Genomic DNA, 22,752 nt, shown 5'->3' on the forward strand with positions numbered 1-22,752 from the left:
ATCAGTCTTGGAAGACGAGGCGGCCCTCGACGTAGGTCCTGACGACCCTGGTCGTGCCGATGGCCTCCGGCGGCCCCGCGAAGGGATCGCGGTCCAGCACCACCAGGTCCGCGTACTTGCCCGCCTCGACGGTGCCGGTGACGTCCTCGAGGTGGTTGATCCAGGCGCTGCCTGCCGTGTAGGCGGTGAGCGCCTGCGCCAGGGTGAGCGCCTGCTCGGGCAGGAAGGGCGCGCCCGGCTCGCCCTCGGGCGCCGTCCTGTTCACCGCGACGTGCACGCCCCACAGCGGGTTGGGGCTGCTCACCGACCAGTCGCTGCCGGCGACCAGGCGGGCGCCGGCGCGCAGCAGGTCGCCGAAGGGGTACTGCCGCACCGCGCGCTCGGCCCCCAGGAACGGGATGGTCAGCTCGTCCATCTGGGGCTCGTGCGCCGCCCACAGCGGCTGGATGTTGGCCGCCGCGCCCACCTGCGCGAACCTCGGGATGTCGGCGGGATGCACGACCTGCAGGTGCGCGAGGTGGTGGCGGTGGTCGTTGCCGCCGTTGGCCGCACGCGCCGCCGCCAGGGCGTCGAGTGCCTCCCTGACCGCGCGGTCGCCGAGGGCGTGGAAGTGGATCTGGAAGCCGAGCCGGTCCAGCTCGCCGACCGCCTGGCGGAGCAGCCCGGGCTCGACGAAGCTGATCCCGCTGTTGGCGGTGGCGCACCCGCAGGCGTCCAGGTACGGCTCCAGCATCGCGGCGGTGAAGTTCTCCGCGACGCCGTCCTGCATGATCTTGACGGTGGTGGCGGCGAACCTGCCGCTGCGGCCGTTCCTCCGGCGTTCGACCAGCTCGGGGATCTGCTCCAGGCCGCGCTCGCGATCCCACCACAGGGCGCCGACGACGCGGGCCAGCAGCGTCCCCTCCTGCGCGGCGCGCAGGTAGGTCTCGTAGATGTCCGGCCGGCCGGGGAGGGCGCCGACCATGGCGTCCTGCCAGCCCGTCACGCCCATGGAGAAGAGGTGACTCTGTCCGGCGAGCAGTCCTGCGTAGGCCTCCTCGGCGTCCGCCACCGGGACGTGCCTGCTCACCAGGGTCATGGCCCCCTCGTGCAGGGTGCCCTGCGGGGTGCCGTCCGGCTCCCGCTCGATCCGGCCGTCCACGGGGTCGGGGGTGTCGCGGTCGAGGCCCGCCAGGTGCAGGGCCAAGGTGTTGGCCCAGGCGCCGTGCCCGTCGCGGTTGGTCAGCAGGGCGGGCCGATCCGGCACCACTGTGTCGAGCAGCCGCCTGGCCGGCGTCCCGCCGGGGAAGACGTCCATCGACCAGCCGCCGCCGTGGATCCAGGCCGCGTCAGGGTGCGCCGCGGCGTAGGCGGAGATCGCCGCGAGGTAGCCCTCGACGTCGTGCTCGGCCGACAGGTCGCAGCGGAGCATCTGGCCGCCGCCGAACGCCGGGTGGACGTGGGCGTCCTGGAAGCCCGCCATGAGCAGCCCGCCGGCGAGATCCACCACCTCGGTGCCCTCGGCCGCCATCGCCCGCACACTCTCCTGGTCGCCGACCCGCAGGACGCGCCCGTCACCGACCGCGACCGCCGCCTCGATCGGGGCATCGGCGGTGCCGGTGAACACCCGACCTCCCAGGAAGATCGTCTCCACCATGTCAGCACCTTTCGTCGAGGCCCGTGTTGGAGAGGAGTGAACGCGAGCGCAACATAGATGTCAACACTGTTGCGCTATCCGGAGACCGAACCGATACACTGGCCCGATCATGGCGAAGACACCTGTGAGGACGAAGCGCTCCGGCAGCCAGCTCAGCCCCGAGGCGATCATCGAGGCCAGCCTGCGGCTGGCCGCCCGTGGCGGCGCCGACGCGTTCACCGTGCGCCGCCTGGGCGAGGAGCTGGGAGCCGACCCCACGGCGATCTACCGGCACTTCCGCGACAAGGACGAGCTGGTGCTGTCGGTCGCCGACCGGGCATACGGCGAGGTCCTGGACGGCATCCCCGACGGCCTGTCCTGGCAGGACCGCCTGCGGGCCCTGGCCAGGGAGTCGCTGCGGGTCGCGCTCAAGTATCCGGCGGTGGCCTCGTTCACGGCGAGCCGCACCACCAGGCGGAACAACGAGTTCAGGCTCGTCGAGCTCATCCTCGGCGCGATCGGCGAGGCGGGGCTCGACGGGGCGGAGGCGGCGCTCCACTACCGGGCGGTCGCCGACGCCCTGCTGGCGTACGCGGGCCAGTCAGCCGCCTACGCGCTGTTCGCCCCGGAGATCAGGGCGGGGGACGAGTCGTCGTGGGCGCGGGAGTACCGCATGGTGGACGCCGCGCTGTTCCCCAGGATCACCCGCCTCAGCAGGGAGCTCGCGGAGGTCCGCATCCAGGAGATCTACGACGTGCAGGTGGAGGCGCTGATCACCGCGATCGAGGTCCGCGCCCGCGCCGTCCAGAGGTGAGGAAAGGAAAACGGCTGCAACCTTTCGTCCGTCGAGTCGCGTTGGGAACGGGCGAGAGGAGATCACATTGGATCGTCACGACGACTTCCGCGAGTTCGTGCTCGCCCGCCAGCAGGCGCTGATGCGGACCGCGTACCTGCTCACGGGAGACGCCCACCTCGCCGAGGACCTGCTGCAGAGCGTTCTGATCAAGATCGTGGGGCAGTGGCCGAAGCTGCGCAAGGGTGGCAACCCCGAGGCGTACACGCGGAAGGCGCTGGTCAACCAGTACATCTCCTGGAGACGCCGGCCGCACCCCGAATTACCGAGCGCCGACCCGCCCGACCACGGCGCCTCCTACGACGAGGCCGCACTCGACCGCATCGTGTTACGGCAGGCGCTGGTCAAGCTCACGCCCAAGCAGCGGGCCGTGATCGTGCTGCGCTTCTGGGAGGACCTCACCGAGGCGCAGACGGCCGAGGCGCTCGGCTGCGCGGTCGGCACGGTCAAGAGCCAGGTCCATCACGCGCTGGCCCGGCTGCGCGCGCTCGCGCCCGAGCTGGAGCATCTGCTGTCCGATCCCGAGCTGCAGGAGGTCGCCCGATGACGAGACTGCGTGAAGTGCTGGACGGCATCGCCGACGAGGCCCCCGCGGTGAACCTGGTCGATCTGGCCGTCGCGGGCCACCGCCGCCGGCGGCGCATCATCCTGACGTTCACCGCCGTCGCCGTGGTCGTGGTGACGGCGCTGGGCGTGGCAGCGGCGGCGGTGGTGCTGCCGGGGCCGCGGGGGGCCGACACGGCCACGGCACAGCGCGTGGACACGGTGCCCGACCTGCCCGGCGGCAACGTGGGGCCGCTCAGCCACGCGTACCAGACGCGCTGCAAGTGGAACGGAGATCGGCGGCGGCCGCCTGACTGCAGTGCCGTCGAGTGGCGGGTGGTCACCCGCACCGGCACGGCCTACCGGGTGCCGCAGGCGCTCGTCAGCACCAGCAAGGGCCGGCAGGTGCCCGTCTCGATCAGCAGGGACGGGCGGATGCTCGCGTACTACAGCCGTCAGGCTCAGGCACACGTGGTCCGGGATCTGACGAGCGGCGCCGAGGTGATCTCCGCCGTCACGGTGGCGGAGGAGCGGATCGGCATAGGCTCCATGCTCGTGGTCTCCGACGACGGCCGCTACCTGATCTTCGACCCTAAGGAAGGGACCAAGGACCCCGGGCTGCTGATCGACCTGCGGACCGGCAGGACGGTGTCGGTGCCGGGCAAGTTCGAGGCGATCAGCATCAAGGACGGCGTCGCCGAGCTGGTCCGGTACGTCAAGACCGATCTGTGGCTGATGCCCGTCACCGGTGGCGGCCGGCCGGTGCGGTTCGACGGCGTGTTCATCATGTTCAGCGAGCTCGCCCCGGACGGTCGTACGGTGGCCGCCTTCGAGATGCCGGACATCGAGAAGCGCACGCTCACCCTTCTCGACGCCAAAACCGGGCGGACCTTGCGAAAGGTGGCCATCCGCGGCCTGCCCAAGGATCTCGGCGGCGTTACCGGCACCTCCCTCTGGCGGAGCGGATCCGAGGTCATGCTCCGCTACCTGGGCAAAGGTGGCACGCGCAGCTACGCGGTCGACGTCAACACGGGGCAAGCCCGGGAACTGGCCCGCTACACCGACAGGTACGCGCGCCTGACCCTGCCCGGAGCCGAGGGCGGCAAATAAGGGATTGCCCGCAAGGCGGAGTGGTTGCTAACGTCGCCGCGGCGAGAGAGACGCCTGATCACCGCGTGGCGAGGGAGGTTGATGAATATGGCTGCCAGCAGCCTTCTTCAGCATGCCCTTGTCCGGTCCGCGCGAGGCTAGCGCGCGGCCCGGTCGTTCGAACGACCAGGAGTGTCACGTGTCTTCTTTTCTCTCACCGACCGCCGCCGACCTGAGCACCGACCGCCTCATCCTGCGGACGTGGAGTAGCGGCGAGGTCGAGGCCGTCCTGAACGGCGCCCGGCCCGCGCACTGGGCCGAGGACTTCCCCGCCGAGGGCGACCACGTCATCGCCGGCCTGTTCGGCGAGCACCCCGGATGGCTGGGCGAGTACGGCCACCGGCAGATCATCGAGCGGGCCGGCGGACTGGTGGTCGGGTCCATCGGCCTGTTCTGGCCGCCCGCCGACGGCACCCTCGAAATCGGATACGGCATCGTCGCCTCGCGGCGGGGCCGCGGCTACGCGTCCGAGGCCACCAGGGCCCTGACGGAGTTCGCCTTCACCGCCCCGGGCGTCCACACGGTGTACGCCAACGTGGAGCTGTCGAATCCGTCATCGGTCCGGGTGCTGGAGAAGGCGGGCTTCGAGCGATGGAGCACTGAGGAGAACCTGGCCAGGTTCCGCGCCACCGCGCCGGCTCCCGTCCAGTAGCAGTACCTAGGGGGTTGGCAGTGGCCCGCCGCTGCCAACCCCACACCCTTGAGCGGACTCGATGTCATCGGTTGATCTCCGTGATCCTGTATGTGAAGTGTCTAGAATGTGCAGATTGGCGAAGGCGTCGAGTGGGCACTGCATTGCTGCCTGAACCTGGCCTGGGCCGAGCCTGGAGAAGCCGTCACGGCGGCGAAGCTGGCGGCCTTCTACGACCTGCCCCCGGCGTAAGCAACTGCAGGCGCTGGCGCGCGCGGGGATCGTCACCTCCATCTCCGGCCCGCGGGGCGGGTTCCGGCTCGCTCGCAGCCCCCGGGATGTCACCGTGCTCGACGTGGTGACCGCCATCGAGGGGCCGCGGGAGGCGTTCCGGTGCCAGCAGATCCTGCGGCGGGGGCCGGGGGGTCGCGAGAACGTCGACTACCGCAAGGCGTGCGTGGTCTCACAGACGATGGGCCGCGCGGAGCTGGCGTGGCGGCGCGAACTCGCCTCCCAGACCCTCGCCGACATCCAGGCCACGGTGGAGCAGCGCGCGCCGGGAACACCCGACGCGACCCGCCGTCACCTGGCCGGCCTGAGCAGGTCCTGGAGCTGGTGCGCCTGCGTGCCAGCCAGATCAACGGCTGCGGCATCTGCGTCGACATGCACGCGTACCAGGCCCGACAGGCAGGGGAGTCCGAGGAACGGCTGTGGGCCGTGGCGGCCTGGCGGGACGCGCCGTACTTCACCGAGGCCGAACGGGCGGCGCTCGCGCTGGCCGAGGCGGTCACCCGGATCGCCGACAACCCGGCGGGCGTGCCCGACGAGGTCTGGGACCGGGCCGCCGAGTTCTTCGACGACCGCGCCCTGGCCGTGCTGCTGATGGCCATCGCCGCCGTCAACGCCTGGAACCGGATCAACGTGGCCACCCGCCAGGTCGCCGGCTCCCACCGCCGGCACGCGGCGCGATAGGAGGCCCGACGGTGCGACCCAGTTCCTCGCCGCGCTCGTGATCGCGGTGACCGTGACGACGGCCACCAAGGCTCCGTGTTCGACGGCCGCTGGGCCGCGGGCGACCAGGCGGCGCGGGACGACTGGTTCCACCGCGGGGCGCACAAGCTGTCGGCCTGGGCAGGGATCTCCTTCCACGCCAAGCCGGGACCGGCCGCGCCCTGATCGCCCGCTACCTGCGATCATGCGTGAATCGATATCGATCCTTTCCCGATATCGGTATTAGACATCGGCCGTGCGGTTCTGCTTCGCTGCTGCCCTCTGATCGACGAGAGCAAGGACATGACATGCGACATCCCCACGCCCGCCGCTTCCCGGCGGCGCTGGAAGCCGCCGCGCTGACGATCTCCCTTCTGGCCGGCGGCGTCCTCGGCGCGGGCACCGCCTCGGCCGCGACCACGGGGACGCCGGTGACGGCGACGGCGGCGCCGTCCGCGGCGCAGGACGGCGCCGCCGTCGCCCGGAGGGAACTGCGGGCGCTGGAGGCCTCGTTCAAGGGCCGCATCGGCGCGTACGCCGTGGACACGGCCACCGGGAAGACGATCGCCTACCGGTCGGGGGAGCGCTTCCCGCTGCTGTCCACCTTCAAGGCGGTGGTCGCCGCCGCCGTCCTGCACAAGGCCCGCACCTCCGATCCTGGGCTGATGAGCCGGGTCGTACGGTGGACGGCCGCCGAGGTGAAGCCGCACTCGCCGGTCACGGGGAAGCACGTGAAGGACGGGCTGACCGTCGCCCAGCTCTGCGACGCGGCCGTCACCCAGAGCGACAACACCGCCGGCAACATGCTGCTGAAGCAGATCGGCGGACCGGCAGGCCTGACCCGGTACTTCCGCACGCTGAAGGACCCGATCTCGCGCCTGGACCGCTGGGAGACCGAGCTCAACGACTGGAATCCCAAGGAGAGGCGCGACACCACCACGCCCGCGTCCATGGCCCGCGACCTTCGCGCGCTCACGGCCGGTGACGCGCTCCACCCCAAGGACCGTGACCGGCTGAACGCCTGGCTGATCGCGAACCAGACCGGCGACAAGCGCATCCGCGCGGGCCTGCCCAAGACCTGGACCGTGGGGGACAGGACCGGCACCGGCGGCACGTACGGCACCGCCAACGACGTCGCCGTCATCTGGCCCGCGAAGGCCGCCGCGCCCATCATCATGTCGATCTACACCAACCGCCGGGCCGCGGACGCCGCCAACGACGAGAAGGTCATCGCCGACACCGCCACCATCCTCGCCCGCGCCCTCGGCACCCTCTGACGGGGGTGCGGTCCGCGACCGTAAGCGGCGGGCGCACGGGTCGCGCGTGTGGGCGGTCGCGAACGCACGGGTTGCGGGCCCAGGGGGCGCGCGCGTGGCGGTGGCGGGCGCACGTGTTGCGGGCGTGGGGTGGCGGCGGGCGGGTCGGACCGTGGGGCGGGGTTCGGCTTCGCGACGGCTCCCGATCAGACGGACCTCGCCCCCACCGCCCCGCCGCCCCACCCTGTCGTCTTCGTCGGCCCGCCCTCCTCGGCCGCGTCGCTGTCTCTTGTTGGCCCGCCGTGTCTCGCGGGCCCGCGGTCTCTCCGCGCCCCTGCGGCCTCCTCGGCCCCGTGGTCTCCTCGGCCCTGGCCCGTCCCCGCGGCCTCTCCTCGGGTCGCCGTTCTTCTCGGGTTGCGGCCCTCCAAAGGCTGCTCACCGGGCGCTGCCGTACCGAGCCCCCGTGGCAGTTCGAGCAGGCTCCTCTGCTCGTCGGCGCTACGGGATCAGGAGGGTGCGGCGTTTCGTGGTGGCTTCGGGATCCGTCGTCGCGCTCGTGAGAGACGTCAGGTTGGCGCCGCGGTAGGCGGCCTTGGTCTCCAGCGCGTCCCGAGCCGTGGCGCACACCGCGCGCAACGCCGGGCGGAGCCGGGCGCGGGCCACCGGGTCGGCGAGCCTGCCGAGGATGTCGAACTGCCGGGCGCCCGGGCGGACGGGCAGATCGGCGCCGTGCACGATCGCGCCGCCCGCGCGGAGGAGCCGGTGCAGCTCCGCCTGCGTCCACATCGCCTCATGCGGGCTCACGCAGGAGGTGACCACCGCGGCGGGCTTGCCCACCAGCGCCCCGCCCGCCATGGGTGACGACGCCCAGGAGAGGGCATGCGTCAGCTGGGGCGGCAGAAGGCTGTGCTCCGGAGCCGCGATCAGCACGGCGTCGGCCGCGGACAGCACCCGGCACAGCTCGGCGGCCTCCGCCGGGAGCGGTCCGCCGCGGATCGGGGGGATGCGTTCCAGTCCGTCCCACAGCTCGACGTCCTTCGGCTCGGGCAGTTCCAGCGCGATCGCCTTCAGCAGGCGGCGGACATACGCATGCGGGCGGAAGACGCCCGCGATTCCTACGATCTTCATCCTGTCCCGTTCGTGCGCCGGGGTGTTGAGCCCCTGGTGCCCTGGTGCCCGGGTCCAGGCGATGGCGAACGCCCGTTCAGGTATCCATCGCGTCGGGAACGGCAATATTGCGGCAAGCAGCACGGCTCGCCGAAGAATCTCCCGGACGAAGAACCACCAGCGCCTTCAGTCCTGCCGCTCCTGAAGGTCCACCAGCTCCAGGCCCGGGATCGGCACGATCCCGAAGACACGTGAGCAGCTCGAGCGTGGCCGCGTCCGCGGCGGCCTCGAGGCTGGTGCCGTACCGCTCGGACACCGTGGAGCACGTCCTAGCTCTGGCGGGGCAGGCGCAGGGCGAGTCCGTGCAGCCCGGCCTGGCCCGCCACGTAGAGGCGGGTGCCGCCGGGCGTCCACGCGCACCCGTTCAGCCCACTCTCCAGATGGATCGCCGCGATGCACTCGCCCGCCCGCACGTCCCAGACCCGCACCGCGTCGTCGAAACACACGGTGGCCAGCCACGACCCGAACGGGCCCACCGCCAGGTGCGTCGCCCCCGCGGCCGCCTCGAACTCGGAAAGGAGGTTGCCGTCGCGGTCCCACCGCAGGATGTCGCCCTGCCCGGTGGTGGCCGCGACCCAGTCGCCCTGCGGCGCGACGGCCAGTCCCGTGATGGTGGCGCCCGCGCCCAGCGCGGGGCCCAGCCGCCGCCCCCGCGCGTCGAAGAGCAGCACGTGGTCGGCGCGGGCGGCGGCCAGCCAGCTGCCGTCGGGCGCCATGGCCAGGTGCTCCGCCCCGGCAACGGGCACCTCGGCGCGAGGCTTGCCGTCGGCGTCCCAGAACCCGAGCTCCTCCTCCGTCGCCACGGCCGCCCACGAGCCGTCGGGCGCGATGGCCAGCGCCGCGCCGGGCCGGCTGAGCCGTACCTGGTGGCGGATCCGGCCGTCACGCTTCAGCAGCCACAGCAGGCCCTCGTCGTCGACGGCGGCGAGGGCGGAGCCGTCGGCGCAAACGGCCACCGCGGTGAACCGCTCGTCGTCGTGTGCGGTCAAGAGCGCGCTGCCCTCCGCGTCGCGGAACGTCAGTCCGCTCGTGCCCGCCGTGACCAGCACACTGCCGTCGCCCGCGACGGCGAGCGACCTGATGCTCTCATGACGAAGGTGCTCATCGGGGGCGGCACTGCCGGCGGGACCGTCGGCGTCCCAGAGGCGGACGGTGCCGTCGTGGCTGACGCTGGCCAGCCAGCCGCCGTCCGGGCTGAAGGCGATGTCGGTCGGCAGCATGCTGTGCCCGGTCAGGCGCGATTCGGTGACCGGTTCGAGGGTCCGCAGCAGGATGTCGGTGCCCGATCCCTCTCCCGCGACCATGGTTCCGTCGGGAGCCGCGGCCAGGGCGCCGAAGATGAGCCCGTCCGTCTTGATCGCGCCCAGCGGCACGCCGTCCGGGCTCCACAGCCGCAGATGGCCGTCCCAGTGTTCGGTCATCAGCAGGTCGCGGACCGGGTGGGCGGCGATCTGCTGGGCGCCGTCCTCGCCACCGGCCAGTTCGGCGCGCAGGCGGCCCTCGCGCGTCCACACCAGCACGCTCTCGCGCTCCTCGTCGAGATGCGCGACCCAGGAGCCGTCCGCGCCGATGACCGGCTTGCGGTCCGTCATGACCGTCACGTCCAGCCGCCAGAGGGGGGTGCCGTCCGCGGACCAGGCCCGCAGGTCCTCGGCGCACGAGACGAGCCAGCCGCCGTCCGGCGCGATCACCACGTGCCGCACCTCGTCCTCGTGCCCGTGCAGGACGGCGCGCTCCGTCCCGTCGGCGTCCCAGAGCCGCACTGTCTCGTCGTCGCCGGCGGTGGCCAGCCAGGTGCCGTCCGGCGCGATCGCCACGCCGTTGACGATGCCGTCGTGGCCGGAGAGCGTGGCGCGGATGCTCCCGTCGAGGTTCCAGATCGTGACCCTGCCGCCCGCGGTGGCCAGCCATGACCCGTCGGGGCTGATCGCCACGCCCCACAGCGGCTCGGCGCCGCCCATGACCCGGCGCAGCGCCGGATGGGGCAGGTCGGGCGGCGACCACAGGCACTCCAGCCAGGCGGCGCCCAGCCCGCCGAGCAGCGTCCGCAACTCCCCTGCCGTCTCGGGGATCCCGTGCAGCCGGGCGGCGAGCGTCGCCGCCGCCGTCGTGGACGGGGGCGCCGTCATCTCCGGCCGCTCCAGCACGGTCATACTCTGCGCGAGGGTACGGCGCAGCCGCTCGGCCAGCGGGGTCCCGGCCCGCATCAGGTCTCGCTCGACGGCCGCGACGCCGAAGCGGTGCAGCTTTCCGGCCAGCCACGCGCCGTCGCACACCACCTCGGCCACCTCCCCTCCGGCCTGTTCCGCATGGCCGGGCAGGTGGGAGAAGACATAGGTGACGTCCTCCGCGGACAACGCCACGCGGGGGGCCTCGTCGACGGCGTCCACCAGGGCGCGGTGGACCTCGCCGGGTCCGGCGGCCGCCAGCGCGGCGCGCAGGTGACCGCGTATCACCTCGGGGATCATCACCACCTCGCGGTCGGGCGCCCGGGTGAGCAGGCCGAGCGCGCTCAGCCCGGTGAGCGTGAGCTCGCAGTCGAGCGGTTCCAGCTCGGCGGTGCGCTTCCACAGCAGCCGCACCAGTCCGGCGGGGATGTTGGCGTCGTCGGCGAAGACGCCCAGCTCCATCAGGCGGGCCACGCTGCCGGGCGCCTTCAACCCGGGCAGCCCCGCACGCAACACCTCGTCCACGGCCGCCGCCCGCGAACGGGGATCGGTCAGGTCGGGCTCCTCGCCGGGCCGGACGCCGAGCTCGCTCGACAGTCTCTCCAGCAGCGGCCAGCGCGGTGTGGGCAGCCTGATGACCAGGGTGTCGTCGGGCAGCCCGCGAGCGGACCTGGCGGTGACCAGCACGCTGACGTGGTCGGCGATGGCCATGACCAGGATGGGCACATAGCCGTGGCGCAATCCGTCCAGGACCACCAGCCCGTCTCCCGGCGTGCCGGCCAGGTCGCCGTCATCGCCGATGGCGGCCAAGGCGTCGAACCAGTCCACGTCGGGGTCGGGCTCGCCGTTCACCCCGAGCGCCCGATCGACCAGCTGGTTCGTGACCGCCTCCGGCGGGTCGGCGCCCAGGCTCAGCCAGGCGACGCCGTTGGGGAAGCGCTCCACGACCCGGGGGTCGGCGCAGGCCAGGGTTGCGGCCGTGGTGACGCCCGCCCCCTCGAGCCCGTCGATCTCGGGCACGAGCGCGACGATCCGGCTCTCGCCCTCCGTCAACGCCTTGATCAGTTCTTCCATGCGTCGAGGGTCGCAGCTGCCCGTCGCGCCTGTCATCAGGAGCGGCCGAGGCCCGCTTCGCGGGCCCGGACGATGGCCTCGGCGCGGTCGGCCACGTGCAGCTTGGCGAAGATGTTCGACACGTTGTTGCGCACCGTCTTCGGCGACAGGAACAGCGCCGAGGCGATGTGCGCGTTCGGCCGGCCGGCGGCGATCAGCGAGAGTATCTCCCGCTCCCGCGGCGTGAGCTGCGGGAACACCGAGTCGGCCGCGGCCTTGCCGGCGAAGAAGTCGGCGACGCGGCGGGCGACGGCCGGGCCGAAGATCGCCTCACCGTGGGCCACCGCCGTGATCGCGCGGACGATCTCGGCCTGGTTGGCGCCCTTCAGCAGATAGCCGCGCGCGCCCGCCCGCATCGCGGCGAACAGCGTGGCGTCGTCCTCCGACATGGTCAGCACCACCACGCCGATGTGCGGGCTGTCGGCGGCGATGCGCCTGGTGGCCTCGATGCCGTCGAGCCCGGGCATCCGCACGTCCATCACGACCACGTCCGGCTGCAGGTCGGCGGCCTGCTCGACGGCCTCGAGACCGTTCGCCGCCGTGCCGGCCACCTCGATATCCGGCAGCGAGCCGAGCAGCACCGCCAGGCCGTCGCGGTAGACCGGGTGGTCGTCGGCGAGCAGCACCCGGATGGTCTCGTCAGACACCCGCCACCTCCATCGGGAGCCGCGCGCTGACCAGGGTTCCGCCGCCGGGCGGGCAGCCGACCTGGCAGTCACCGCCCAGCTCGGCCGCGCGCTCGCGGAGCGAGAGCATGCCCACTCCGGCGGCCCGGTCAGGGGCGATGCCGGCGCCGTCGTCGCGTACCGCCACCTCGAGCCTTCCCTCCCGCACGCCCAGCGTGATCTCGCAGCGGGTCGCGCCGGAATGCCTGGCCACGTTGGCCAGCGCCTCCGACACGATCCGATAGGCCGCCACCTCGACCGCCGCGGGCAGCATATCCAGCGCCTCGTCGCCGGTCACCACGATGTCGAGCGCGGGTGAGCGGAACCTGTCGGCCTGCTGCTCGATCGCCCGCAGCACGCCCAGCTCGTCCAGGGCCGGTGGGCGCAGGTCGTGCACCAGCCGGCGGACGTCGGCCAGCACGCCGGTGACCTCCTCGGCCGTCTGGGCCAGGATGCGGTCGGCCTCGTCCGGCCTGGCGCCCGCCAGGTTCCTGGCCGCCTGGATGCGCAGCGCCACCGCCCCCAGGCTGGGGCCGAGACCGTCGTGCAGGTCCCGGCGCAGCCTGCGGCGTTCCTCCTCGCGGGCCACCACCAAGCGGGCGCGGATGCGCTGGAGGTCGGTGCTGAGCTCGACGGCCCGCGCCGCCGCGGCCGCCTGCCGGACGAGGTCGCCGAGCAGGCGCTGGTCACGGTCGGTCAGGTCGGTACGGCACAGCACCAGCCGGCCCACCACCTCGTCGCGGTAGGCGACGGGCAGCGACACGGAAGGGCCACGGGGCGAGCCGTGCTCCACCACGGACCGCTCGCCGCCCGGCCGCTCGATCTCCACCCGCAGGTACGACAGCCGGAACGACTCGACCAGCGTCGTGGCCACCGCGAGCAGCTGCTTGTCCGGGTCGGTGGCCAGCTCCAGCCGCTCGGCCAGCGTCGAGACCGCGGCGTAGGGGTCGTCGCGCCTGCCGCGCACCAGCAGCCGCACCACACGCCACAGCCGGGCCCGCAACGGTGCGTAGACCACCGCCACGATGGCGACCGCGGCCAGCGCGGAGTCCCGCTCGCCCAGGACGCTGCCGGCCAGCGTGAACACCGCCACGTCGACCAGCACGACCAGCGCGGCGAGCACGCCGTACGTGACCGTGGCCGACAGCAGCCCGTCGATCTCGTACAGCCGGTACTTGGTCACCGCCACGACCACGGCGGCGGAGGTGAGCCCGATGGCCAGCCCGAGCAGCACGGCGGGGATCCGCGGCGGCAGCGTGAGCGGCATCAGCAGCACGATCATGTCGACCAGCGCCGCCCACATGAGCCACCGGATCTGCGCCCGCCGTTCCGGACCGGCCGCCCGGTGGCGACGCACCATCACCAGGAACGGCACCACCAGGCTCACCAGCACGGACGCGTACGCGACCCGCAGCGCCGCGTCCCACACCGGATACGGCAGCGCGACGGAGACGGGGTCGAGCCCGAGCCGCATGATCTCCGGCGGCGGCGAGATCCCGTGGAAGCGCCCGAGCACCGCCACCGGCACCACGATCAGCAGTGCCGGCAGCAACGCGGTCAGCCCGAGGCTGACGACCGACAGCCACCGCCAGAGTCGCGCGGCGGGCAGCCGCCCGTCCGGGAAGAGCAGGATCAGCGCGGGCAGCCCGAGCAGCAAGGTCGCCCCGAAACGGGCGTAGAACCAGAACGCGGCGGCGGCCCCTGGCGCTCCGGGGGACACGTACACGGCGTAGATCGCCCAGCTCGCGGCGAGCCCGTCCACCAGCCAGAGCAGCCCGAAGCCGGCCAGCACCCAGGCCACGGGGTGTCGGGGCAGCCGGCGCAGCAGCAGCACCCCCGGCCCGAGCAGGGCCAGCCCGGACAGCGCGGACGGCCACCCGGGCTCCAGCTCGGCGGCGGCCGGGACCGCCACCCCGGCGCTCCGGACGTCCAGCGCCACCGTCGCGGCGGTGATCGCCAGCGCCACGACGGCCGGCACCACCGGCAGCCTGGCCGTTCTCACGTTCAGCACGACAGGCATTACATCGGATTTCGCGCCCTATGTCCCGGGACCTGGGTCCCGGCGAAAGAGGGACACCGAGCTCTGCGAGCCCGGGGCGGCCCGCCACGAGTCTGGTGCCGCCAACAGAAAGGAACCACCGTGGACGCCCATCTCAGCACCACCCCGGCCAGAGCCCGCACCGACGTGCCGGCCGACCGGCCTGCCCCCGCCGAGCCCCCCATCGCCCTGGCCGCCGTCCGCCGCCGCGGCCTCGCGCTCGCCGCGGGTACCGTCGCGTGGGCGACGAGCATCTACCTGTACGGCACCGTCAACGACGGCTTCGAGGCGCGCGTCGGGGATCTGACCGCCCTGACGTTCCAGCTCGGCGTGTTCGCCCTGCTGACCGTCCAGTTCTGGACCATGGCCACGGGCCTCACCCGGGCCTCCCGGATCATGCTCAAGGTCGAGGCCGTGCTGCTCGGGCTGGCGAGCCTCTGGTCGCTGCTGCACGGCGTGCTTCCCGAAAGCGTCCAGGACGACGTGTGGCTGGCCGTCCTCGACGTCTTCTGGCCGCTGTCCATGCTCGGCATGTTCGTGATCGGCGTGAAGCTCGCCGTGGCCGGCCGCTGGCGGGGCCTGCTGCGCTGGTGGCCCCTGGTTGCCGAGAGCTGGGCCGCGGTGACGGTGCCGACGTTCGCCGTGGCCGGCGAGGAGGCCGGCCGCTGGGTCGGGGCCACCCACCTGCTCATCGGGTACGCCGCCCTCGGCGTCCTGCTCGCCTGGCGGCCGGAGTGGGTCTTCCCTGAGGCGGAGATCCGCTAGCCGGCTCCTCGCTCAGTCGTCGTCGGCCGCGAGGTGCTCCAGCACGAGGTCGGCGATGTCGCCCAGGGTCTCGAGCTGCTCGTCGGTCAGCAGGTCGATCAGGTGCCGGCGGACGGATTCGACGTGCATCGGCGCGGCATCCCGGATGGCGCGCCAGCCGCCCTCGCTCAGGACGATGACCGCGCCCCTGCCGTCGGTGGCGCACTCCTCCCTGATCACCAGGCCGCGCTCCTCCATCCGGCTGATGTGGCGGGACAGGCGGCTCTTGGACCACAGCATGCGGTCGGCCAGCTCCTGCAGCCGCCAGCGCCGGTCGTCTCTCGAGGTCAGGGCGGAGAGGACGTCGTAGTCGGCGTCCGAGAGGCCGGAGTCGCGATGGAGGTCGCGCGAGATCCGGGCGTCGAGGAGCAGGCGCATGCGCCGGTAGCCGAGCCAGGCCCGGAATTCGCGGTCGTCAAGCCAGCGTGGGTCGGCCATGCCGTCCACATTATCGCTTGTTGACATGTAAACAAAAGCCGGGCACGCTTGGTTTACACGTAAACCACATCCGGAGGAGCGCAGGCCATGCCCACCTTGAAGGTCATCGTCGCCAGCACCAGGCCGACCCGCATCGGACGGACCATCGGCGACTGGGCCGCCGCCCACGCCGTCCGCCATGGCGGCTTCGACGTCGAGCTCGTCGATCTGGCCGAGGTGGGGCTGCCGTTCCTGGACGAGCCCGAGGACGCGACCACGGGACGGTACGTGCACCAGCACACCAAGGACTGGAGCGCGAGGATCGACGCGGCCGACGCGTTCGTGTTCGTGATGCCCGAGTACAACTACTGCTTCAACGCGCCGCTGAAGAACGCCCTCGACTTCCTGTACCGCGAGTGGGCGCACAAGCCGGTCGGGTTCGTCAGCTACGGCGGCCTGTCCGGCGGCCTGCGCGCGGTCGAGATGATCAAGCCGGTGCTGGTCAAGCTGCGCATGGTCCCCGCGGGCAACGCCGTGGCGGTCTTCCGCCGCCAGATGATGGACGCCAACGGCCGCCTGATCGTCGACGACGACCTGACGGCCTCGGCCGACGGCATGCTGGACGAGCTGCGCCGGCTCACCGAGGCGCTCTCGGCGATGCGCCTCCCCGCGTGACCCGCCGTTCGCCGTGGCAGGCGTGCGGCGCGCCCTCAGTCCTGGCGGGCGGGGCGCTCCATCCTCGCCGGCAGCGCACGGCGGGCGCCGATCGCGAGCAGGAGGATCAGGGCGGCGGCCGTGCACGAGAGGGCGAATCGCGCTGGTCAGGCCCATCCCAGACGCCCCTTTGCGGGTGAAGTGTCCTGTAAGCGGGATCAGGTTGCCGCGAGGGATCACCCCTCCGCCGCCCGCTGATCCGCGTTCAGCCGCGGAACAGCTCGGGGGTGAGATCGGGCGAGAATCCCTCGTCGAGAGGGTGGATCGGCCGGTTCAGGTGGTGGTAGACCAGCCCGAGCAGGTCCTGGTTCACCGCGCCAGGGGTCAGGGCCAGGACCGAGCCGGCGGCGGCGCGGTACAGATCGGGCTCCAGGTAGCCGATCTTCACCACGGTCACGTCGTGCGCCGCGGGATCCAGCCCGAGCGCGGTGAGATCCGCCACGAAATGGAACGGCTTGCGCCGCGAGGTCAGCACCGCCGACACGCCTCCCGAGCGCACCACCGCCAGGTCGCCGCCCACCGGATCGCCGGCCAGCAGGCGGGTGACCGTACCGCGAAGGCGCTCGCCGGAGAGCCGGAGGTCGACGTCGGCCCCCTCGCCCGCGGCGACGCACGCGGCCACCGCCTCGGGGGCCACGCAGGAGGCCCAGACGGCGGTGCGCGCCCCGGAGGCCAGCTCGGGTGTGGCCAGCAGGACCGACAGCATCGCGGTGGCGTCCCCGGATCCGCCCGCCGTCGGGTTGTCGCCCGAGTCGCTGACGAAGTACGGCCGGGCGGGGGAGTGCAGCGCCTGCCCGACGGCCCATTCCGGGGTGCCCGCGGGAACGCAGAACGCGAAGCCGTCGCGGGCCGCCCACCACGCGCGCGCCAGCGCCTCGGCCGCCTCCCGCACGGCCGCCTCGGCGGTGCCCGAGACCAGCACCGCGACGGAGCTGCGCGGCTCGTCCGCCCACGCGTACCCCACCCAGGTGGAGGCGTCGAGCACGCCGGGACGCCGGTCGATCTCGCCGAGCCGGGCGTAGAGCGACAGCGCGGGCTCCAGCCGGGTGCTGGTCTTCTCGCCGGGCAGCAGCAGCGGCACCCGCACCCAGGCGCGCACCGGGCTGATCCCCTCGGCCAGGCACCTGGCCAGAAGCCGGCAGGCGCGCTCGCGCGTCTCCTCGACGTCCACGTGCGGCGCGGTCCGGTAGGCGGTCGGCAGGTCCACGAGCCGAGCGAACCGCCGGGAGACCTGGCCGTGCAGGTCCATCGACGCCGCCACCAGGCACGTCTCGCCCACGACCGACCTGACCCCGGCCACGAGGTCGGCCTCGATGTCGAAGCGGCCCTCGACGTGCATCGCCCCGTGCAGGTCGAGGTAGACGGCGTCGAACGGGCCCGCCGCGGCGAGCCGGTCGAGCAACTCCCTCTCCAGCGCGTCGTACGTCTCGGCGGTGACCGGGCCGCCCGGCAGCGCCCTGGCCACCATCAGCGGCACGAACTCCACACCGTCGACGTCATCGAGGAACGGGTAGCGGGCGGCGAGCTCGCCGCCGCGCCACACGGTGAAGTCCGCGGTCGTGGTCCGGTGCTCCGCGAACGTGCTCGACTCGGTCCCGATCCCGCACATCGCCACGCGCCAGGTCATGACCGAGGCTCCAGCGTGAGGACGGCGGCCGGCAGTCCCCGCAGGCCCTCGGGGACGGTGACGTTTCCGGACCTGTCGACGTCGGCGGGGCCCTCGCCCCACGAGGCGGTGGCCCTGGCGGGCGCCACCAGGTCCTCGGCCAGCCGCAGCCGCCCGGCCGCCGGGTCCAGGGCGATCACGTGGAGCGTGCCGTCCGGGGCGGCCGTGTAGCGGACGGGGTCACCGGCCGGTTCGGCGTGCCGGGCCCACGGCCTGGTGCCGTAGATCGCGTGGCCGTGCGCGTCGAGCCAGGCGCCCAGGCGGCGCAGCCGGTCCACCTGTGACTCGGGCAGCGAGCCGTCGGCGCGCGGGCCGATGTTGAGCAGGAGGTTGCCGTTCTTGGCGACCGTGTCCACCAGCAGGTGGACCAGCTCCTTCGGCCCGAGGAGGTGCCGGTCGTCCTCGGCCCTGTTGTAGCCGAAGGATCGGCCGAGGCCGCGCGTCGCCTCCCACACCCACGGCGAGGTCTGCTCCTCCGAGACGTACTCGCGGGTGCGAGAGCCCAGGTGCGGGACGCCCCACCGGTCGTTGACGAGGCCGTCGGGCACCCGCTCGTAGTAGAGCCGGAACAGCGTCTGCAGGCTGTACGGCCCGGCCGCCTTGGCCGAGTCCGGCCAGTCGATGTCGTTCCAGAGCATGTCGGGGGCGTGCGCGTCGATCAGCTCCATGGCCTGGTCGAAGCAGTACCGCGCGAAGGCCTCGTCGTTGCGGCGCAGCGTGAACAGGTCCGTCATGGACTGGATCGGCGGGAAGTCGGAGACGTGCCAGTCGAGCGCGCCCGAGTAGTACAGCCCGAACCGCAGTCCCGCCGCGCGCGCGGCGGCCGCCATCTCGGCGATCAGGTCGCGGCGCGGCCCGCGGTGCGCGCTGCTGAACGAGGTGGTGGCGGTGTCCCAGAGGCAGAACCCGTCGTGGTGCTTGGCCGTGGGCACGACGTAACGCGCGCCGCAGTCGGCGATCAGCCGCATCCAGCCCTGAGGGTAGAACGCCTCCGCCGTCCAGGAGTCGGCCAGGTCCTCGTAGGAGGTGCCGACGCCGTACTCCCGCTCGTGGAAGACCCGCGCGGGCGAGCCGGGGATGCGGACGGTGTTGGCGTGCCATTCGGCGTACTGGTGGTGGCTGAACTCCAGCTCCACCGGCACGTGCTCGCCCGGCAGCCGGGGGGTCGCCCAGGCGGACACCGAGTACAGCCCCCAGTGCACGAAGACGCCGAACTTGGCGTCCCTGTACCAGTCGGGCACGTCCCTCGCCGGGTAGTCGGCGCCCAGGTCGGGGCCGACACGGCGGTCGAAAAGCAACACTGCGATCCTTTCAGCGGCCGGCCAGACCGGCGGTGGCGATGCCCTTGACCAGATGCTTCTGCAGGGCGATGAGCAGCAACAGCGTCGGCAGGATGGACACGATGGACGCGGCCATCACCAGGTGCCACTGGTTGCCGTTCTGGCCGAAGAACAGCTGGAGGCCGAGCGGCACCGTGCCGCGCGCGGTCACATCATTGATCATGATGAGCGGCCACAGGAAGCTGTTCCAGTAGGAGATGAACGTGAAGACCGCGAGCACCCCGAGCGCGGGCCTGGCCAGCGGCAGCATGATCCGGAGGAAGATCCGCAGTTCGCCCGCGCTGTCGATGCGCGCGGCCTCCTGCAGCTCGCGCGGCACCGCCCGGAAGAACTGCCGCAGCAGGAACGTCCCGAACGCGGTGAACGCCCACGGGAAGATCAGCGACTGGTAGGTGTCCACCCAGCCGAACGCCTGCATGAGGATGAACATGGGCACGACCAGCACTTCCTGCGGCACCATCAGCGTGGCGAGGAACACCAGGAAAACACCGTCGCGGCCGCGCCAGCGCAGGGAGGCGAAGGCGTAGGCCGACAGGGCGGAGGCGGCCAGCACCACGAGCGTGCCGACCCCGGCCACCAGCACGCCGTTGAGGATGTAGCGCTGGAACGGCACGTAGCTGAAGACGTCGGCGAAGTTCTGCCAGCGGATCTGCGACCCGACCAGCGAGCCGGGGTCGGCGAACGTCTCGCCCGCGGGCTTCAGCGCGGTGGCCACCGCGAAGATCAGCGGGTAGAGGAAGGCCAGCGTGACCGCGGCCAGCAGCACGTGGGAGACGACGCTCTTAGCTCTCATAGTGCACCCACCGCTTCTGGCCGAGGAACTGCACGGCCGTCACACCCAGGATGATCGCGAACAGCACCCACGCTCCCGCGGCCGCCAGCCCCAGCTCGCGCGACTGGAAGCCGGCCTGGTAGACGGTCATGACGAGCGTCTCCGTGGCGTTGCCAGGCCCGCCCGCGGTGAGGATGTACGGCTGCGTGAACACCTGCATCGAGCTGATCACGGTCATCGTGGTGGCGAAGAACAGCGCGGGCGAGATCAGCGGCAGCTGGACACCGATCAGCTTGCGCCATCCGGTCGCCCCGTCGAGCGAGGCCGCCTCCAGGACGGACGGCGACATCTCGTTGATCGCCGCCGAGAACACGATCATGTTGTAGCCGAAGCCCTGCCAGACGCTCATCGCCACCACCGACAGCAGCGCGGTGCTGCCGTCGGCGAGCAGGTTCGGCTCGGTCCCGACGAGCTGGAACAGCAGCTTCCAGATCACCGCGTTGGCCACCATCGGGGTGATCGCCGGGATGAAGAAGAGCACCCGCCACAGGTTCTGCCAGCGCGACCTGCTGATCCAGAACGCCAGTCCGAGCGCCACGAGGATGTTCAGCGGGACGTACAGGCCGGTGAAGACGAACGTGTTGCGCAGCGACGACAGGAAGTCGGGATCCTCGCCGAACAGGTAGCGGAAGTTCTCCAGCCCGATGAACTCGCTCTCGCCCAGCATCGGCCAGTCGAAGAAGCTCATCACCACGGCCATGCCGACGGGGAACAGCGTGAACAGCCCGAGCCCGAGCACGCTCGGGGTGGCGAACCCGAGCGCGCTCCACTCTTCGCGTGATCTCACTGCCCGCGCGCCCCCTGCTGCTGGATGGTGGCCAGCGACTCCTTGGCGCTCTGCGCGCCGGTGTAGACTTGGAGCAGGTGCTGCGCCATCAGCTTGGTCACGTCGTCCCAGTTCTTGGTGGTGAACAGCGGCACGCCGCCGGCCAGACCCTCCTTGACCGCGGACATCGCGGCCTGCACGTCGGCGGCCTTGTCCTGGTTCTGCTTCACCAGGAAGTCCTCGTAGGCGGCCTGCTGCTCGGTCCTGGCGGGGAAGCCGCGGCCCTGACCGGCGAGGTAGGCCTGGGCCTCCTTGCCGCTCAGCACGGACACCGCCTTGATCGCCTCCTCCTTGTACGCGCAGCCCTTGGCCACGCCGAAGCCCGAGTTGGCCACGTAGGTCTTGGACCCGGCCTGGCCCGCCGGCAGCGGCGCGATGCCGACCTTGAACTTCGCGTCCTTGATGGTGGACCCGATGTTCCACGAGCCGTCGACGGCCATCATCGCGTTGCCGTTGACGAACTGCGTCTCGCCCCAGCCCGCCTCGGCGGAGCCGGCCGGCACGCTGGCCGACTTGCTCGCGCCCAGGCCGGCGTACCAGGTGACCGCGTCGATCATCGGCTGGCTGTCCATCTGCAGCTTCACGTCGTCGGTGACCGGCTTGGCGCCGTTGTAGGACAGCAGCAGCGACAGCGTGTGCAGGTCGGAGAAGGACATCCCGAACCCGGATTTGCCGCCGGTGCTCAGCGCCTTGGCGGCCTTCTCGAAGTCGGCGATCGTCCAGCCCGCCTTCGGCTCGGCGACTCCCGCCTTCGCGAAGGCGTCCTTGTTGTAGTACAGGAGCATCGGCGACAGGTCGTACGGCAGAGCGAGTTGCTTGCCGTCCATCTTGAGCGCGTCGAGCGAGGCCGGGGCGAAGCCCTCGGGGGCGGCCAGCGGCTCGAGGAGGTCGGCGTAGGCACCCAGGCGCAGGCTCTGCATCGAAACGACGCACGCCTGCTTGCCGGCGGCGAACTCGGTCTGCAGCTTGGTGAAGTAGGCGTTGAACGGCGCGGTCCGCAGCTGGAGCCTGATGTTCGGATGCTGCTTGGAGACCAGCTGCGCCAGGTGGTCGAGCTGGGCCTTCTCCTCCTCGCTGCCCGCCCACATCTCCCAGTCGAGCGTGACCGTGCCGTCGTCCTTCAACGGCAGCGAGGTGCGCCGTTTCACGCTGCCCTTCGACCCGCGCGCCGACCCGGTCGAGCAGCTCGTCGCGGTGCGCGCGGAACAGCTCGCCGACCCGGACACCGGTGACCGGATCCGCGGCATCGGGCTGGCCGTCCCCGGCGTGATCGACCCGGCCAAGGGCGTCGTACGGCTCTCGCCGCACCTGGGCTGGTCGGACCTGCCGCTCCAGCCGGTGCTGGCCGACCGCCTGCCCGTCCCCGTGCTCATCGACAACGACACCCGCGCCAGCACCACCGCCGAGCTGCTGTTCGGCACCGGCCGCGACCACGACGACTTCCTGGTGCTGGCCGTGGGCGGCGGCATCGGCATGGGGATCGTGCTCGGCAGGCGGATCCACCGGGGCCCCGACGGGGTGGCGGGGGAGTTCGGGCACGTGCCGATCGACGCCGCGGGGCCGCCGTGCGTGTGCGGGCGGCGCGGCTGCCTGGAGACCTACGCGGCGGACTACGCGCTGGCCGCCCGAGCACACGCGCGGGGGCTGACCGCCGAGGTCGTGCCGGTGGCCGAACTCCACCGGCTGGCCGCCGTGGACGCGCCGGGCATCCGCGACCTGATGGCCGAGGCGGGCGCGGCGCTGGGGCAGGCGGCGGCGGGGGTGGTGAACGTGCTGGCCGTACGGGCGCTGACGGTGATCGGCGAGAGCCACGTGCTGTGGCCGTACCTGGAGAAGGGGTTCCGGCCCGCGGTGGAGGGCGGTGTGCTGTCGGGGTTGGAGATCATGGTGCGGCCGTGGGACGACAGCGCCCACGCCCGGGGGGCCGCCGCCCTCGTCCTCTCCGCCACCGTCGCCTCCCGCTGA

At 72.3% G+C, this 22,752-nt stretch carries 22 protein-coding genes and 1 pseudogene; 12 read left to right on the plus strand and 11 right to left on the minus strand.

Annotated elements, in window-relative coordinates:
* Position 1 precedes the first annotated feature (1 nt).
* Positions 2 to 1,636 (minus strand): amidohydrolase, encoded by a 1,635-nt coding sequence (locus H4W81_RS10135; protein ID WP_192774570.1) that lies wholly within the window; start codon positions 1,634 to 1,636, stop codon positions 2 to 4.
* A gap of 109 nt (positions 1,637 to 1,745) precedes the next feature.
* Between H4W81_RS10135 and H4W81_RS10140 the strand changes: the two genes are divergently transcribed.
* The 9 genes and pseudogenes from H4W81_RS10140 to bla all read left to right on the plus strand — a co-directional run bounded on the left by H4W81_RS10140 (position 1,746) and on the right by bla (position 7,058).
* Positions 1,746 to 2,429 carry a TetR/AcrR family transcriptional regulator gene (locus tag H4W81_RS10140; protein WP_192774571.1) on the plus strand — a complete coding sequence of 228 codons (684 nt, stop codon included), beginning with the start codon at positions 1,746 to 1,748 and terminating at the stop codon, positions 2,427 to 2,429.
* A 67-nt stretch (positions 2,430 to 2,496) separates the two neighbouring features.
* Complete coding sequence (locus H4W81_RS10145) at positions 2,497 to 3,015, plus strand: SigE family RNA polymerase sigma factor (RefSeq protein WP_192774572.1); 519 nt, start codon at positions 2,497 to 2,499, stop codon at positions 3,013 to 3,015.
* On the plus strand, positions 3,012 to 4,121 hold the full coding sequence (locus H4W81_RS10150) for a hypothetical protein (RefSeq protein WP_192774573.1): 1,110 nt from the start codon (positions 3,012 to 3,014) through the stop codon (positions 4,119 to 4,121). Before H4W81_RS10145 ends, H4W81_RS10150 begins: the two co-directional genes overlap by 4 nt.
* Before the next feature lie 178 nt (positions 4,122 to 4,299).
* Positions 4,300 to 4,812 carry a GNAT family N-acetyltransferase gene (locus H4W81_RS10155; protein ID WP_318781638.1) on the plus strand — a complete coding sequence of 171 codons (513 nt, stop codon included), beginning with the start codon at positions 4,300 to 4,302 and terminating at the stop codon, positions 4,810 to 4,812.
* Positions 4,813 to 4,920: 108 nt separating this feature from the next.
* Positions 4,921 to 5,043 (plus strand): hypothetical protein, encoded by a 123-nt coding sequence (locus H4W81_RS48440; protein WP_264083145.1) that lies wholly within the window; start codon positions 4,921 to 4,923, stop codon positions 5,041 to 5,043.
* A 40-nt stretch (positions 5,044 to 5,083) separates the two neighbouring features.
* Positions 5,084 to 5,266: pseudogene (locus H4W81_RS46900) on the plus strand (Rrf2 family transcriptional regulator); the annotation flags it as partial.
* Between the two features lie 17 nt (positions 5,267 to 5,283).
* Positions 5,284 to 5,763, plus strand: coding sequence for a carboxymuconolactone decarboxylase family protein (locus H4W81_RS10165; RefSeq protein ID WP_192774575.1), 480 nt, complete (start codon positions 5,284 to 5,286; stop codon positions 5,761 to 5,763).
* 75 nt (positions 5,764 to 5,838) lie between these two features.
* A complete protein-coding gene (locus H4W81_RS48445; protein WP_264083146.1) occupies positions 5,839 to 5,967 on the plus strand; it encodes a hypothetical protein in 129 nt (42 codons plus the stop codon).
* 122 nt (positions 5,968 to 6,089) lie between these two features.
* Complete coding sequence (gene bla, locus H4W81_RS10170; RefSeq protein WP_192774576.1) at positions 6,090 to 7,058, plus strand: class A beta-lactamase; 969 nt, start codon at positions 6,090 to 6,092, stop codon at positions 7,056 to 7,058.
* A 477-nt stretch (positions 7,059 to 7,535) separates the two neighbouring features.
* Here the strand turns inward: bla and H4W81_RS10175 are convergent, their stop codons facing one another.
* The 4 genes from H4W81_RS10175 to H4W81_RS10190 form a co-directional block, all read right to left on the minus strand.
* Entirely contained in the window at positions 7,536 to 8,165 is a 630-nt protein-coding gene (locus H4W81_RS10175; RefSeq protein WP_192774577.1) for an NAD(P)H-dependent oxidoreductase, read from the minus strand.
* A 308-nt stretch (positions 8,166 to 8,473) separates the two neighbouring features.
* A complete protein-coding gene (locus tag H4W81_RS10180; protein WP_192774578.1) occupies positions 8,474 to 11,446 on the minus strand; it encodes a WD40 repeat domain-containing protein in 2,973 nt (990 codons plus the stop codon).
* Between the two features lie 35 nt (positions 11,447 to 11,481).
* Positions 11,482 to 12,132: a response regulator transcription factor gene (locus tag H4W81_RS10185; RefSeq protein ID WP_192774579.1), complete on the minus strand. Its 651-nt coding sequence runs from the start codon at positions 12,130 to 12,132 to the stop codon at positions 11,482 to 11,484.
* On the minus strand, positions 12,125 to 14,161 hold the full coding sequence (locus H4W81_RS10190; RefSeq protein ID WP_192774580.1) for a sensor histidine kinase: 2,037 nt from the start codon (positions 14,159 to 14,161) through the stop codon (positions 12,125 to 12,127). The genes H4W81_RS10185 and H4W81_RS10190 overlap by 8 nt, the downstream gene beginning before the upstream one ends.
* 129 nt (positions 14,162 to 14,290) lie before the next feature.
* On the opposite strand from H4W81_RS10190, the gene H4W81_RS10195 reads away from it, so the two are divergent.
* Positions 14,291 to 14,953: a hypothetical protein gene (locus H4W81_RS10195; protein WP_192774581.1), complete on the plus strand. Its 663-nt coding sequence runs from the start codon at positions 14,291 to 14,293 to the stop codon at positions 14,951 to 14,953.
* Between the two features lie 12 nt (positions 14,954 to 14,965).
* Here H4W81_RS10195 and H4W81_RS10200 read toward each other — a convergent pair whose 3' ends face one another.
* Positions 14,966 to 15,430, minus strand: coding sequence for a MarR family winged helix-turn-helix transcriptional regulator (locus H4W81_RS10200; protein ID WP_192774582.1), 465 nt, complete (start codon positions 15,428 to 15,430; stop codon positions 14,966 to 14,968).
* A gap of 87 nt (positions 15,431 to 15,517) precedes the next feature.
* Between H4W81_RS10200 and H4W81_RS10205 the strand changes: the two genes are divergently transcribed.
* Entirely contained in the window at positions 15,518 to 16,084 is a 567-nt protein-coding gene (locus H4W81_RS10205; RefSeq protein WP_192774583.1) for an NADPH-dependent FMN reductase, read from the plus strand.
* 244 nt (positions 16,085 to 16,328) lie between these two features.
* Here the strand turns inward: H4W81_RS10205 and H4W81_RS10210 are convergent, their stop codons facing one another.
* Genes H4W81_RS10210 through H4W81_RS10230 form a run of 5 tightly spaced genes read right to left on the minus strand, consistent with a single transcriptional unit; the run spans position 16,329 to position 21,935 of the window.
* Positions 16,329 to 17,750 (minus strand): M81 family metallopeptidase, encoded by a 1,422-nt coding sequence (locus tag H4W81_RS10210; protein WP_192774584.1) that lies wholly within the window; start codon positions 17,748 to 17,750, stop codon positions 16,329 to 16,331.
* Positions 17,747 to 19,090 (minus strand): alpha-L-fucosidase, encoded by a 1,344-nt coding sequence (locus H4W81_RS10215; RefSeq protein WP_192774585.1) that lies wholly within the window; start codon positions 19,088 to 19,090, stop codon positions 17,747 to 17,749. Before H4W81_RS10215 ends, H4W81_RS10210 begins: the two co-directional genes overlap by 4 nt.
* Before the next feature lie 10 nt (positions 19,091 to 19,100).
* Positions 19,101 to 19,922, minus strand: coding sequence for a carbohydrate ABC transporter permease (locus H4W81_RS10220; protein WP_192774586.1), 822 nt, complete (start codon positions 19,920 to 19,922; stop codon positions 19,101 to 19,103).
* Positions 19,912 to 20,748: a carbohydrate ABC transporter permease gene (locus H4W81_RS10225; protein ID WP_318781639.1), complete on the minus strand. Its 837-nt coding sequence runs from the start codon at positions 20,746 to 20,748 to the stop codon at positions 19,912 to 19,914. The genes H4W81_RS10220 and H4W81_RS10225 overlap by 11 nt, the downstream gene beginning before the upstream one ends.
* Positions 20,745 to 21,935 (minus strand): ABC transporter substrate-binding protein, encoded by a 1,191-nt coding sequence (locus H4W81_RS10230; protein ID WP_192774587.1) that lies wholly within the window; start codon positions 21,933 to 21,935, stop codon positions 20,745 to 20,747. Before H4W81_RS10230 ends, H4W81_RS10225 begins: the two co-directional genes overlap by 4 nt.
* Here H4W81_RS10230 and H4W81_RS10235 point away from each other — a divergent pair.
* Complete coding sequence (locus tag H4W81_RS10235; protein ID WP_192774588.1) at positions 21,889 to 22,752, plus strand: ROK family protein; 864 nt, start codon at positions 21,889 to 21,891, stop codon at positions 22,750 to 22,752. The genes H4W81_RS10230 and H4W81_RS10235 overlap by 47 nt on opposite strands.

It is taken from the genome of Nonomuraea africana (assembly GCF_014873535.1).
GTDB lineage: Bacteria > Actinomycetota > Actinomycetes > Streptosporangiales > Streptosporangiaceae > Nonomuraea > Nonomuraea africana.